Origin of the sequence: Enterobacter sp. RHBSTW-00593 (assembly GCF_013784105.1) — a bacterium.
Lineage (GTDB): Bacteria > Pseudomonadota > Gammaproteobacteria > Enterobacterales > Enterobacteriaceae > Enterobacter > Enterobacter ludwigii.
Window position 1 is genome coordinate 1,659,286 of record NZ_CP056393.1, and the last position, 15,148, is coordinate 1,674,433.

The window sequence follows — 15,148 nt, forward strand, 5'->3', positions numbered from 1 at the left end:
ACATGGCAATCCCAGTTTATCTGTGGCTGAAAGACGATGGCGGCGCTGACATTAAGGGCTCTGTAGATGTGAAAGATCGCGAAGGAAGCATCGAAGTTGTTGCTCAGGAACACACACTGTATATCCCGACTGATAACAACACTGGAAAGCTGACCGGAACCCGCATTCACACGCCATTCCTGTTTACCAAGGAAATCGACTCTTCCAGCCCGTATCTGTACAAAGCCGTGACCACGGGCCAGACCCTGAAGTCTGCTGAGTTCAAGTGGTACAAGATCAACGATGCCGGTCAGGAAGTTGAGTATTTCAACACCAAACTGGAAAACGTCAAGCTGGTGAAAGTTGCACCAAAAATGCACGACATCAAGGATGCTTCCTTCGAGAAGCATAACCACCTTGAGCAGATCGAGCTGCGCTACGAAAAAATCACCTGGACCTACAAAGACGGCAACATCATTCATTCCGATTCCTGGAACGAAAGAACCACCGCGTAAAAACCAGGCGGACAGTTTCCCTCTGTCCGCCTTTTATTTTGTTCCGCACAGCGCCTGCCAGACGGACGCTTTGCAGAGCAGTTTCACCATTTATCGGCATGAACCTTATGGGCATCGGTTGACGGCCAGGGGCGGTAGCGTGCCTGAACACGAGGGAACGACATGGAACATCATTCAGCAGTCCTGTTACGACGACTTAACCCTTACTGCGCCAGAGCGCTGGAAGGTGCAGCCTCTTTATGCCAGACCCGTGCGCATGCAGAAATCACACCTGAGCACTGGTTGTTAAAATTACTGGAGCAGGGCGAAGGTGATCTGACCGTTCTCGCCCGCCGTTATGAATGGGATATGGATACCGTCTGGCAGTCACTCCTGAGCTGGCTGGATGCACAGCCACGTTCTGTCCGCACCCGACCGGAGCTCTCAGTGTCTCTCCAGACCCTGCTGAAACAGGCCTGGCTTGCCGCCACGCTTGCCGGAGATGAGCAGATCCGCAGCGTACATTTGCTCGCGGCCATGGTTGAAACGTCCGGGCTGACACGCTGTGATGGCCTCTGGCCTTTGATGACGCTGACCACCAGCCAGCTGGAAAGGTTACGTCCCTTGCTGGAAGCCCAGTCGGATGAGCGGCATGACGTTGCGCTCAGTGAGAAGCCTTGCAATGTCAGCATTATTGGGCGGGCCGCACCGTTACAGCATGAAGCACAACACCAGGCTGAAGGAGGAAGTGCGCAGCCTGCCGTTTCACAGGAAGAGTCCGTTCTTAATCGCTTTACGGTCGATGTGACCGCCCGTGCCCGGGAAGGAAAGATTGACCCGGTCTTTGGACGCGATAACGAAATCCGTCAGATGGTGGACATTCTCTCCAGACGCCGTAAGAACAACCCGATCCTGGTCGGTGAACCCGGCGTGGGTAAAACGGCCCTGGTTGAAGGACTGGCGCTGCGTATCGCTGAAGGTAATGTGCCCGAAAGTCTTAAGCCTGTCATCGTCAGGACCCTGGATCTGGGCTTGCTTCAGGCGGGAGCAGGTGTAAAGGGTGAATTTGAGCAGCGACTGAAGAATATCATCGACGCCGTCCAGCACTCCCCGGTGCCGGTGCTGCTCTTTATCGATGAAGCACACACCATCATTGGTGCCGGTAATCAGGCGGGCGGGGCAGATGCAGCCAACCTGCTGAAACCGGCTCTGGCTCGCGGCGAACTGCGAACCATTGCGGCCACCACCTGGAGTGAGTACAAGCAGTATTTCGAACGTGACGCAGCCCTGGAGCGCCGCTTCCAGATGGTCAAGGTTGATGAGCCCGATGATGACACCGCCTGCCTGATGCTGCGTGGCCTGAAATCACGCTATGCCGAACACCACGGTGTACATATTACCGGCGATGCCGTCCGCGCAGCGGTGACGTTGTCCCGTCGTTATCTGACCGGACGCCAGTTGCCAGATAAAGCAGTGGACCTGCTGGATACCGCAGCGGCCCGGGTGCGGATGAGCCTGGACACGCTGCCGGAACAGCTTACCCGGTTGCAGGCTGAACTGACTGCGCTTGGCATGGAGCAGCAGGAGTTACTGGAAGATATTTCGCTGGGTAACAGTGTTGATGCCAGTCGTCTGCCGCAGATTGAACAACGGACCCAGGCGCTCAGTCAGCAAAAAATGGCCCTTCAGTCACAGTATGAGACCGAGAAGCAGCTCACCGACTCGCTGAAAGCCTGCCGTGAAGACATTAGCCGCCAGGAGGAACTCTCCGCCCTTCAGCACGAGCTTTCTCAGATTCAGAATAACAGTCCACTGCTGGGTCTGGATGTTGATGTCCGCACCGTCGCGACCGTGATCGCCGACTGGACAGGGGTTCCTCTCTCGTCGCTGATGAAGGACGAGCAAACCGAATTACTGACGCTTGAAGAACAGCTGGCAACCCGTGTAGTTGGCCAGAGTCCTGCACTGAATGCCATTGCCCAGCGCCTGAGAGCGTCAAAAACCGGACTGACGCCGGAAAACGGTCCGCAGGGTGTGTTTTTACTGGTGGGTCCAAGCGGAGTGGGTAAAACAGAAACCGCACTGGCGCTGGCTGACGTTATGTATGGGGGTGAAAAATCGCTCATTACTATCAACCTGTCGGAATACCAGGAGCCGCACACCGTTTCGCAACTGAAAGGCTCTCCACCGGGGTATGTAGGATACGGCCAGGGCGGCATTCTCACCGAGGCTGTGCGCAAGCGGCCCTACAGCGTGGTGCTGCTGGATGAAGTGGAGAAAGCACACCGGGATGTGATGAACCTGTTTTATCAGGTGTTTGACCGGGGCTTTATGCGCGACGGGGAAGGGCGTGAAATTGATTTCCGCAATACCGTGATCCTGATGACCTCCAACCTGGGCAGTGACCCGCTGATGCAGTTGCTGGAAGAACAACCAGAAGCCACTGAGAGCGATCTGCACGAGTTGTTACGTCCGATCCTGCGCGATCACTTCCAGCCAGCGCTGCTGGCTCGCTTCCAGACGGTGATATACCGCCCGCTGGCAACGGATGCCATGCGTACCATCGTCGGTATGAAGCTGGCACAGGTGAGCACACGCCTGCAACGCCACTACGGTATTTCCACTCACATTGATGAAAGCCTCATCGACACGCTGACAACCGCCTGTCTGCTACCGGATACCGGGGCCCGCAACGTGGACAGCCTGCTTAATCAGCAGATTCTGCCGGTTCTGAGCCAGCAGTTACTAAGCCATATGGCAGCAAAACAAAAGCCTTCCTCGTTACAGCTGACCTGGGATGATGAAGAGGGCATTGTGCTGGCCTTCGATGAAAATACAGAAGTGGTGGCGTCATGACCGATTCTTTAATAAGCAAGGCAAACAGCCAGATACAACAACTGCTGGGCCAGTCACGCTACCGCGTTGACGTGCATGGCTGCACTGAGTTTCTGGATGTGGTGAGCTTCAGTGCGGTGGAGTCACTCAGCCAGCCCTGGCAGTATGACGTGGCGGTGACCTGCACCTCTGGGGATATCGCCTGCGACACGTTACTGCTGAAACCGGCGTCATTTACTTTCCAGACACCCGTGTTTGACGGGACACCAGCGCTGCCGGTCCGGACGATATTCGGCGTGGTTAAGTCATTTCGGCGCGTGTCCACCTCGAATGATGAGACCCGTTACGCACTGACGATCGTTCCCCGTATCGCCCTTCTGGACTATACAAAAGGGAGCGAAATCTACCTCAATCAGTCAGTTACAGAAGTGGTTGAACGGGTATTGCGTAAGCACGGACTTGAAGGTCCTGATTTTGAGTTCCATCTGTCTCGTGACTATCCGGCCCGCGAACTCATTACCCAGTGGCGGGAAACCGATCTGGCATTTATCCAGCGCCTGCTGGCGGAGGTGGGCATTTACTGGCGCTATGAAATGGACAGCCGTCTTGAGCAGGACGTGGTGATTTTTCAGGACAGCCAGCAGCAATATGAATTTGGTGTCACGCTGCCATTACGCAACCAGGCCGGGATGAGTGACAGCGGGCAGGAGAGCATCTGGGATATTCAGACCGCATATAACGTGGTAAGCGGAAGTGTGGCCACCCGTGACTACAACTACCGTGATGCACTGACGCCTCAGGACAGCGCCGAAAGTATTTTCAGCAAAGAGGGGATCACCACCGGGGAAACGTATCATTACGCGGAACCCTTCCTGACAGCAGGTGACGCTGAAAGTACAGATACCGGGGCATACTTCGCCCGTCTGCGTCACGAACGCATTCTGAACGCGCAGTATCACGTCAAAGGTCATTCCTCCAGCCCTCATCTGGCACCGGGTCAGGTACTGGAAACGGACGGCTCATTACCCGATGCCGTAAAAGGCGGTATCGTCATCACCACGGTACGCACCAGCGGTTCACGCAAAAGTAGCTTTACGCTGACGTTTGAGGGCATCCCCTACAGCGAAACCGTCTGCTGGCGTCCGGCATTACTTAATCGCCCGGTCATATCCGGCTCGCTTCCGGCCCGAGTGGAAAGCACTCAGAAAGGCGATACCTACTCCTGGCTCGACCCGGAAGGGCGCTACCGGGTGAAACTGGACTTCGACCGCAACAGTCCGGAACAGGGCTATGCCTATTTGTGGCTTCGGCTGGCAAAACCCTATGCCGGTGATACCTACGGATTCCACTCCCCGCTTATCGACGGAACGGAAGTGGCCATCGTATTTGACGGCGGAGACCCGGATCGTCCCTACATTGCTTATGCCCTGCATGATTCAGAACATCCGGACCACGTCACCAGTGACAATCATACGCGGAACGTCTGGCGCACTCCGGCGAACAATAAGCTGCGGATGGAGGATAAGCGCCAGGAAGAGCATATCAAGCTCGCGACGGAATACGGCAAAACGCAGCTGAACATGGGACACCTGGTCAACAGCCAGCGTGAAAAGCGCGGGGCCGGTTTTGAACTGCGAACGGATGAACATGGCGCTGTACGTGCGGCAAAAGGGCTGTTCCTGACGGCGGATGCCCAGGCCAAAGCCCAGGGACCGGTTCTGGAAATGGCGCCTGCGATTAACCAGATTAACCAGGCCAACAGCCAGATGCAGGCCCTGAACAGCGCCGCTGAAGCAGCCGGTGCCCTGGTATCCGACATCAGCACCCAGATTAGCCTCGTAACCGACAAAATCAAAGACCTCCAGTCTGCGGTCCTGCTGGGGAGTGCTCCACAGGGCGTGGCATTTACCTCAGGTGAACACCTTCAGCTCAGCAGTACCCGCAATACCATGATCAATGCAGGGCAGCATCTTGATGTCGGTGCGATGAAAAATTTGTCCGTGAGCGTTGAAAAAGCGCTTGGTCTGTTTGTGCATAAAGACGGGGCGAAGCTGGTTGCCAACCAGGGTGACATCGAGATTCAGGCTCAGCACAACACGATGGCCCTGTTTTCTGAAAAGCAGCTGACGGTGACCAGTAGTGAAGACGAAATTATTATCAGCACGCCTGAAACACTGACGCTTAACGGCGGCGGATCTTACCTGAGGCTGAGTAAGAACGGCATTGAACATGGCTCATCTGGTGAGTTCATTATGAAGACGTCTGACTATCTGGTACCAGGCTCAGGCGCAAATCTCCCCAACGACACACCCAATTTCAGCCTGACGGATATCACTCAGGAAAGCAAAATTAGCAGCAAGTCATTTAACGACTGACAGGGAGTGTGAATCGTGTCTGTTTTACCCAAAATTGTCTGGCCGATCCCCTCCAATAACCGGGGAAGTGAGTTCAAAAATCAGGAAGAGATCCTCTCTCATTTGGGCGGAGAATCTACCGGTCTGTACATGATAGGCCGCAGCGGCATGTGGCATGGTGGGATCCATATCACCGAAGCCACAACGCCATGGTGTGCGCTTAGTGGTAAGTCCCCACTTGAAGCGATAGATTTCCCGGTCCCCTTTAAAGGTGAGCAGGCTGTGCGATGCATGGCTGACGGGGAAGTGGTTGCTTACCGTGTCTGCAAGGATTATCTGACGATTGCATGGGAATCAGGTCCGCTTAGCTTTTCCGGTTCGTTTGTTCTGGTTAAACACTTTATTCAACCGGGAGAGAAGGAATCCAGCGGGCTGCATTTCTATACCCTGTATATGCATCTTGCGCCGTATTCAGCTTATGAAGCTGAAGCAGAAAATCAGTGGGTCATTCAGGATACTCTAAGAGCATATTCTGAAATGGACTGGCTGACGGCGAAACTGACTTCAGATAAAACTTCTCCACAAATTGCCGGACACATGCCTAAAGGGGTAAGAGTGGAATGGGACCCAGCAGACAGCAATCTTAACGCCACAGGAAATAACAAGCGACAATATGGCCTTGTAACACTGAAAGGATTACCAGAAGAAACCAGCAGTACCCTCACACCTGGTCAGCGCTATTGGGTTATTGTGGATAACAACAATATTAAGCTAGCACCGGGGGCCGGTCCAGGCTGGTGGCGGCATTTGCTTCCTCCCGCAAAGGAAGTCATGGTATTCGATAAGACAGTAAGCCTCAGTTCTCCATTTGCTATTAAGGCCGGTGACCCGATTGGCCACATGGGCTACTATCAGGCACCAAAAGACGGTAGTTATGAGGCACGATACCAGGTACATATCGAATGCACGAGCATGGATGATAATCTGGAGAAGTTCCTGACCAACCCGGAAAAAGTGGGGGAGAAAAACCCGCTCTGGTTGAAGTATTCTCCTGGCCTTGCTCTTTTCACAAAAGATGTTGCGAAGGGCACCTTCGCAAAGGGCTCGACGTCGACAACGCGGACAGGCATTCTACCGTTGAGTAAGGTCACAACTGAAACTGATAACTCAACAAAGCAAGAATACTGGCAGCTACGGCTGGAAAATGCCTATGTGCCCAAAGGCCAGGCGGAGCCTCAACTTCTGTCACAGTATGATCTGGCGAAACTAGGCTTCAGAACTGAAACCTCAGAGCCTACCAGTTTTGATTACCTGGATGGGAAAAACCAGCCTACTGGATTCTTCCGTAACCTCATCGATTCGCTCTACCAGGCCGCGATAGATGATACGCGAACCAGTCATGCTCTCGTGAAGCATAATTATCAGCGTCTGCTGGATAAAATTGACAGCGGAAGTGACCGATATTCGCCAATGGAGTACTGGAGAGCACTTCACAATCCCGACTATCGTGACGTTATTCAGAAAACAATCGTAAAACATCCAAGCGACTGGTACTTCAAAAAAGGTGATGCTATCTGGCAACCTTTCCTCAATGCGCTGAAAAAAGAAGCCCCAGAATGGAAGAAATATAGCGAAGATTTTCTTGATAAAATGGCCTGGATGCAGGATGTGACCACTGAGAAAATGGGACCTTCGTTGTGGCATATGCATCCATTACAATTTTTAGGGTGTTTGAAACAAATTAGCCGCTTTACTTATATTTATACCAATTATGATTGTACATTGGATGAAGCCCTAAGTAAGCAAATGGCGTTGGCTGGAGGCAATCGTCCGGTTTACGGTAACACGGGGGCTGTTACCAGAGCTCAGGTTCGTAATTACATGAACCCTGAGCAACATATAAATGGCGCTGATATTTATCAATTCGTTGACCTTTCAGCACCTTCTGGCTTGACTGAAAATGACCTTGCGAAAATTTTAGACGGTAAAGGAGTTCTCTCCGGAAAAGCATCCATATATTTGGAAGCAGCTGCAAAATATCACGTTAGTGAAGTGTATCTTGTATCCCATTCTTTACTTGAAACCAATAATGGTAGAGCCCCATTTGCGAATGGCAGCAAGGAATACAATGGACGAACTGTATACAACATGTATGGGATTGGTGTTTTCAATAGCAACCCTCAGAATGGCGTAAAATTAGCCTACAATAAGGGTTGGTTTTCTGTTGATGAAGCCATTGATGGCGGAGCAAGATGGATATCCGAAAATTTCATCAACAAAAAAGGAATCTCAAAAAATACTTTATATAAGATGAGGTGGAACCCCGCAGCACCTGCAACAGGACAGTATGCTACGGATATTAACTGGGCACTAGCCCAAAAAAATGACATGAAAAAAATGTTTGATTTATTCCCTGATGCGAATATTACCTTTGACATACCAGTTTATAAGGACTCTTCATTGTGAAAATCAATTCTTTAATGCTTCTTTTTTTATTGTCAGGTTCTGCACTTGCAAATTGCGACGAACATTGGGAAACATTTTCTCAGACACAATTCATAAATAAAAACATCGTTCAATATAAATCTTTCTATTATTCTGCGCCATCCGAAAAACATAAGTTACCAGATCTCTTTTTGATTAAAGGGGATGATTTTAACTCTTATTTAAAAAGTAATGGTTACACATTTGGAACGTACACTAGGAAAAATGGGACTGTTGTAAGTGGCTGGCTAAAATCTGAAACATTAGTTGTTGTCCCATCTAAATCGTCGAATTCTCCACCGGAAGTGTCAAGGTCCGACTTTGTCATTATTTCGCCATATAAAAATATCGAGCTAGGTAGTTCATACGAGCAATTCTATAAAATATGGGGAGACTGCGAAGTAAATAAACAACCTGACATTGGAATTTCAGGTAATTTTATTACTGCGGGGAATGAAACGTATAAATATTTTGATAACTTCTGGAGTGGATTTTCAATTCGCTCATCAAACATCAACTTCCAGCAGACAGGAACTGATTACGACGCTTATAGAATAACGACAATCACCGTCAACAACAAAAAATACATGACCAGAAGAGGCATTACCATAGGGGATACAACTCAAAATATAATTGCTGCCTATGGAAATCCTTTGAAATTAGACAAAAATAAAGTGACATATAAATTTAAAAATAACGAACTGTCATTTGCTCTTAAAAATGATGAAATCAAAAGCATAGTTATGGATGAAAAAGTAGAGTAACAGTCCAGAATCAGGACTTGATTTTCTTCTATCTAACTTAACTGAATATTATGAGGTTAATTTATGCTTCAAATTACTTGAGGATTCTAAAAATGGGATGCAATAAAAAATCAAACAAATTTTTGCTTTTTGTGTCATGTATGCTCTTGTCTTTTGGAGCATACTCACAAGACAGTTCTAATCCTCAGTTTACTGACTACCTGGTTCCCGTAAGCAACGGTCCATTTGAACAAAATATTCACTTTAATAAAGAGCAGAAAAACTACTCGCCACACTGGAAAAATGCAGCCCAAGAGCAACTAAAAAAAACTGTTAACTTTGCAGGGCACTTTAGAATCTATACAGACTTTGGAGGTCATGGTAAAGAATGCCTTCGTGATAATTGGGTATGTGGCTGGGTTATTGATAAACTATCAGGGGAAGTTGTAGCAACACTACCATCAGATAATAATGGTGGTTATAATTATGCAGATATTTCTGATAATGGTACCCCTGTTGGCCTTCCATTTGAGATGGATGCTTATAAAAATAGTTCTATGATTGCAATAACCGGTCAATCTATCTCAATCAACAAGAGTGATAGTCCTGTATGCAAAACGGCCTTATTTAATTTTAATAATGGTAGATATGTGAAATTGATAGAATCATTGGAAGGGTGTAACAACCAATGAGCCTCTCATAAAGCTCCGGCATAACGAGAAAGCGACAGTAGTAAAATTCGTATACAGCATGCATCAGAGGGCGACCAGGGTTGAGTTAATAAACTCAACCCTAACTGAGTAATAAATGTTAATTTAGGCTAGTCAAATGGGATTTAGACCAACACAATTATTGCTCTGTATTTTATCACATTTAATAGTCTTGCTATTGCAGATGAAACACTAAGGATAAACACGTCTTCAGAAAATAATACATGTAGCATAAAAATTAATGACGAACTTGTTGATGGTTACAAGTGTGAGTTTTATCGCGCACCATCAGTATGGTCGCATTCATATTTGTACGAAGCCAGCAAACAAATAATAATATTTATTGATAGTCCAATGGGGAATGCATGCGATGGAGGCCCATTACATGTGTTTAGCAAAACGGATGATGAGAAATTCAAACATCTGAAGACAATTGACTTCTGTGGCGGGCATTACCCATCAATAACCAGTGGCCCAGAAACATTCATAATAAAAGTCCCTTCAATCTCTATTGACGGCACGGATAAAAAGATCCCAACTGAGACATGGGAATTAAATAATGATGAATTAGTTAAGAGACAAGGAAGAGGAATTTAATAATGCTCCAGATTATCCGTAAAGGCGATAAAACCACTCACGGCGGCTCGGTCCTGACCGCTTCCGATACGATGACATTCGGTGGTATCGGTGTTGCCCGTAAAGGCGACAAAGTGTCCTGCCCGGTTCCGGGGCATGGCCCTACAACCATCGTAGAAGGAAACCCTGATTACCTTGATCATGGTATCCCGGTAGCCTTTCACGGTCACAAATGTGCCTGTGGTTGCACATTGATTAGTTCATTTGCCGCTGCCAAGGTTGCCTGATTATGCCCGTCTGGCTGGATGCCATCCCTGAACAGGCCCCTAAGGTAGCTCGCCCCGGCACTCTTCGCTGGGTACTGTTCCTGGCATTTCTCATGCTGGGGGGCATAGCACTCACGCTATGGTGCTGGACGTCAGAAAGAACAGGATTTGTCTTCTGGTTCACCGCGATGGGGCTTCCGTTTTGCACCTGGGGGCTTCTTTTCGGTTTACGCCGGTTTGCCTATAAAGCCGAACAGGTGGGAGCCGAGTCCCGTAATGTTGAGCGAGAAGCGCTTATTGACAGTGAAATTCTGCGCGGTCAGCGCTGCGGCTGGATCCTCGGTACGCACATCCAGGCTCCGGCCGGAAACAAAACCGACGATCTGCTGGAAGTAATGAAACTCGCCGCTCCCGCTATCGATTTCTCGCACCCAAGAGGATGTGACAAACCGGTCAGGTACGCGGCCTTAACAGAATATCAAACGGATTTATCGAAAGCGCTCAAAGCAGCAGTCACTAAGCTGACCACGCGTGTGGATGTAATCGTTCAGCCACTTCCACCAGAGCTGCCATGCTGGCTGATGCTGGACTGTGACAGTGACCTGCATCCCCTGGTTGAAGAGCAGCTAAAAGCCGATCTCTCACTCAAGACGGGCAGGATTTTTCGCCTGATGCCTGGAAAAGGGCTGGGGGCGTTTGATGCCTGGCTGGACAAGCGATGGGACAACCCAGGCATTCTGGTTGCCATCACGCTGTCGTTACCGGCGTCTCCCCGGGAAGAAGATGCTGATGCTGTCTCAATGGTGGTATTAAGCAACCGCAAAGCCCATGCCTGGCCGGATGCGCTTCGCCTTCATCGCCCCGAAAGGGGAACAGAAACAACACTCACAAAGACGCTCAACCGGGCGCTGCTCTGGGCGAAGACCCTACCCAATGAACTCAAAGGAAGCTGGATCTCCGGTCCCACATTGACGTCGGGCAGCGGCTGGAATAATGCCTGCGAAGAGAGCGGTGTTGAATTTAGCCTTTCAGAAGACAATTCCAGTATCGATCCCGTGCTGGGCTATACCGGCCATGGTGCCCCATGGGTCGCCATCACGCTTGCTGATGCAGCCTTTGAACAGCGCGGAGTGCAGGTTATCGCTGCACAACCCGCCGCTGACAAAGACGACATCTGGGTAGCGGTCATCACCAAAGAAGAAGTTCGCAAGGGAACGCCCAAAAATGTCTAAGGTAAAAGTAAAAACACTCATCGGCTCCGTTGTGACTGTCGCCTTTTTTCTGACGGTTATCGTGGCATTTCTCTTTTATGCCTTTCCGGAAAATGTCGCCTTGGTCACGGGGTTTGGGCCGTATGACGGGCAACGGATCCTCACGTTCAGTGCCATCCTGGTTGCCGCGATGCTTTTATTCGGCTGGCTGATTGAGAAGGCCTTCGACTTCGCAGGTAAATCGGGGCTGTATTTCCACTGGGGTCAGAAAAAGGCTCAGATGGTCGCCCCGGCAACAGGCACCATTGCGAGCGAAGATGATGAAGAAGAGCCTGTCTTCAGCGAGGATGCCGTATCTGAGCACCTCCGTTTCCGTTATGGCCGTCGCTGGCAGCGTAAAGTGCGAATCCTGCTGGTGATGGGTAATCCGGACGACGTCCAGAAAGCGGCCCCGGGCCTGTCTTATGACCTCTGGCAGGAAGGCGACGGCAACGTGCTGATTTATGGCGGTGATGCGCAGTCACTCCCGGATGAGATCTTCCTTTCAAAACTGAAGCGCCTGCGATCTGGCCAGCCGATTGATGGCATTATTCAGGTGATGAGTACTTCAGCGCTCCCGACGGATAGCGAACGGGATGCTTTCTTGCGTTGCCGCCAGAAAGCCGATCATCAGCTGGGCTGGCAGGCGCCTGTCTGGCTGTGGCTGACTGACAAAGCCAAAAGTGCTCAGCAGGACGCGGAAACGGCTGCGAAAGGGGTGATATTCGGACCAGAAGGCACTGTAAAAGAGGCGGATAAGGCATTGACTACGCTGTCTCAGCGCCTGCAAAAAGTCGGTATAACACAGATACTGAATAATCCGGCACATAACGGCCTGCTTCAGTTATCTTCCCGTCTTCAACACGAATTGAAAGCCAGTCTGGCTGTTTTACTCAGCGGGCTGATGCAGGGATCTGCGGCATGGCGTTTACGTGGTGTCATGTTCAGCCCCGAACTGGCCGTTGCCGGAACGGTACCAAATACACGCATCGACACACCGACCTGGAAAGCCGTCATTGATGACTGTGATGCCGTCAGCGGCAGAAAGCTGGGCTTCGACTGGCTGAAGATGCTGCGGTTAATTCTGCTTTCCCTGATTGTTCTGTGGGGGGCCGGTACACTGCTGTCCCTGATCGTTAACCGTACCCAGATTTATCAGGCACAGGAAACGGCGAGTCAGGCAGCGGATACCACAAAACCCCTGGCAGAACGCCTGCACAACCAGCTCGTACTCCAGCAAGCCATTGCCCGTCTGCAACACCGTGAGGCGACCGGTGCTCCATGGTATACCCGATTTGGTCTTAATCAGGACAGCGACACGCTGGCCGCACTCTGGCCGCTGTATGCGAAAAATAACGCACAGCTGATAAGGGATGTCACCGCAGATAGTCTCAGGCAGCAGCTGAATGCCTTTGTGCAACTTCCTCCTGCCAGTGATGCCCGAATGCAGGGTACACAGCATACCTACGACGTGCTCAAAAGTTATCTGATGCTGGCCCGTCCGGACAAAGCGGACGCAGGCTGGCTGGCAAAAAACGTGCTGAAAGCCTTACCGAAACGCCAGAATGTGCCGGATGGCACATGGCAGGACCTCGCACCGAAACTGCTGGGCTTTTATGCGCAAAACCTCCCGGCACATCCGGAATGGAAAATTAAGCCTGACGCGGAATTAATCAGCACGATCCGTCAGATCCTGCTCAAGCAGATTGGCCAGCGTAACGCTGAATCCGGGTTGTACCAGGACATGCTGAAGCGGGTTGCCAGCAACTGGCCTGATTTAACGCTTGCCGATATGACAGGCGACACCGATGCCTCAACGGTATTCAGCACTGACGAAGTCGTCCCGGGAATGTTTACACGCCAGGCCTGGGAAGAGCAGGTTCAGGATGCGATTAACGAGGTCGTCAAGACACGCCGTGATGAAATTGACTGGGTACTGACGGATAAGACGCACCAGACAGGGAGCGATATCTCCCCGGAGGCGCTGAAAGCCCGCCTGACTGAACGCTATTTTACCGATTTTGGCAATGCCTGGCTGAACATGGTCAACAGCATTCAGTGGCAGGAAGCCACGTCACTTTCTGAGGCGATTGCCCAGCTCAACCTGATCGGCGATGTCCGTCAGTCGCCGCTGGTGGCACTGATGAACACGCTGGCCTGGCAGGGAAAAACAGGGCAGAAAGGTGAGGCACTGGCTGATTCGATAGTGGACTCAGCGAAAAAGCTAATCGGTCAGAAAAAAAATGCCAGACAGTTTATTGAACAGGCACAGGGCCCAAAAGGGCCGCTCGATGAGGTGTTTGGACCACTGATGGGGCTGATGGAAGGTAAAGAGGGCACCGGTGCCAACGGTAACCTCAGTTTCCAGTCCTGGCTTGCCCGCGTCACGCAGGTACGCCTGAAACTCCAGCAGGTTACCAGCGCCCCGGATCCGCAGGCCATGTCGCAGATGCTAGCCCAGACAGTATTCCAGGGCAAAGCCATCGATCTGACCGATACCCGCGACTATGGCAGTCTGGTTGCGGCGAGTCTGGGGCAGGAGTGGAATGGATTTGGCCAGTCGTTATTTGTGCAACCGCTTGATCTGGCCTGGCGGCAGGTACTTGCCCCGGCAGCGGGAAGCCTCAATGCCCGCTGGCAGTCGACTATTGTCGAACAGTGGAATAAGGCCTTTGCGGGACGCTATCCGTTTAAAGCCACCGGCAGCGATGCCTCGTTGCCGTTGCTGGCTCAGTTCCTGCGTAGCGACTCGGGTCGAATCACGACCTTCCTGAAAACGAATCTTGGCGGGATCCTCCACCAGGAGGGAAATCGCTGGGTCGTTGACCTTTCCGCAAGTCAGGGGATGGTTGTCAGCCCGGATTTCCTCCGGGCGATTAATCAGCTGGCGGAACTGTCAGATATCGTGTTTTCTCAGGGCGATGCGGGTGTTCACTTCGAACTGATGGCGCGTCCTTCACGGGATGTTGCCAGAGTGCAGCTTACTCTCGATGAGCAGAACCTGGATTACTTCAATCAGATGGAAAGCTGGCAAAGCTTCACCTGGCCTGGAAACACTTACTATCCTGGCGTGTCGCTCAGCTGGCGTAGTGTGAACAGTGGCATGCAGCTGTATGCCAGTAACCAGGGCAACTGGGGTTTCATTCGCCTGCTGGACAAGGCTCTCATCACTCCGCTTGACGCCAGCCGTACACAACTGGTGTGGATCACCGCCGATGGCAACCCTCTGAAGTTTGTGATGCGTAGCGAGCTCGGTACAGGTCCCCTGGCATTGCTGAAACTTCAGGGATTCACGCTGCCCGACACTATCTTTAGCGTCGCAGCTGGCGGAGAAGAGCGCCAATAATGATGGGCGGGAAAATTTACCCGGCACTGGCTTTCGCAAAACAGGTTGAAGGCTGGTCTCTGGGTATTTGCAGCAAAGTGAACCGATGGCACGAAACTGAATCCTTATCCC

At 51.1% G+C, this 15,148-nt stretch carries 9 protein-coding genes; all 9 read left to right on the forward strand.

Annotation, left to right across the window (positions count from 1 at the left end; all coding sequences use genetic code 11):
• Positions 1-2 precede the first annotated feature (2 nt).
• Positions 3-494, forward strand: coding sequence for an Hcp family type VI secretion system effector (locus HV242_RS07755; protein ID WP_001007312.1), 492 nt, complete (start codon positions 3-5; stop codon positions 492-494).
• Between the two features lie 162 nt (positions 495-656).
• Entirely contained in the window at positions 657-3,329 is a 2,673-nt protein-coding gene (tssH, locus tag HV242_RS07760; RefSeq protein WP_050736594.1) for a type VI secretion system ATPase TssH, read from the forward strand.
• Positions 3,326-5,683 carry a type VI secretion system Vgr family protein gene (locus HV242_RS07765; RefSeq protein WP_050736595.1) on the forward strand — a complete coding sequence of 786 codons (2,358 nt, stop codon included), beginning with the start codon at positions 3,326-3,328 and terminating at the stop codon, positions 5,681-5,683. Before tssH ends, HV242_RS07765 begins: the two co-directional genes overlap by 4 nt.
• A 15-nt stretch (positions 5,684-5,698) precedes the next feature.
• On the forward strand, positions 5,699-8,128 hold the full coding sequence (locus tag HV242_RS07770) for an N-acetylglucosaminidase (RefSeq protein ID WP_080471942.1): 2,430 nt from the start codon (positions 5,699-5,701) through the stop codon (positions 8,126-8,128).
• Positions 8,125-8,910, forward strand: a complete 786-nt coding sequence (locus tag HV242_RS07775) for a hypothetical protein (protein WP_050736596.1) — start codon at positions 8,125-8,127, stop codon at positions 8,908-8,910. Before HV242_RS07770 ends, HV242_RS07775 begins: the two co-directional genes overlap by 4 nt.
• Positions 8,911-9,002: 92 nt before the next feature.
• Positions 9,003-9,581: a hypothetical protein gene (locus HV242_RS07780; protein ID WP_072126364.1), complete on the forward strand. Its 579-nt coding sequence runs from the start codon at positions 9,003-9,005 to the stop codon at positions 9,579-9,581.
• Positions 9,582-10,198: 617 nt separating this feature from the next.
• Positions 10,199-10,462 carry a PAAR domain-containing protein gene (locus HV242_RS07785; RefSeq protein ID WP_050736597.1) on the forward strand — a complete coding sequence of 88 codons (264 nt, stop codon included), beginning with the start codon at positions 10,199-10,201 and terminating at the stop codon, positions 10,460-10,462.
• Between the two features lie 2 nt (positions 10,463-10,464).
• Complete coding sequence (locus HV242_RS07790) at positions 10,465-11,673, forward strand: hypothetical protein (RefSeq protein WP_050736598.1); 1,209 nt, start codon at positions 10,465-10,467, stop codon at positions 11,671-11,673.
• Positions 11,666-15,037, forward strand: a complete 3,372-nt coding sequence (locus HV242_RS07795; protein ID WP_050736599.1) for an ImcF-related family protein — start codon at positions 11,666-11,668, stop codon at positions 15,035-15,037. Before HV242_RS07790 ends, HV242_RS07795 begins: the two co-directional genes overlap by 8 nt.
• The last annotated feature ends 111 nt before the right edge of the window (positions 15,038-15,148 follow it).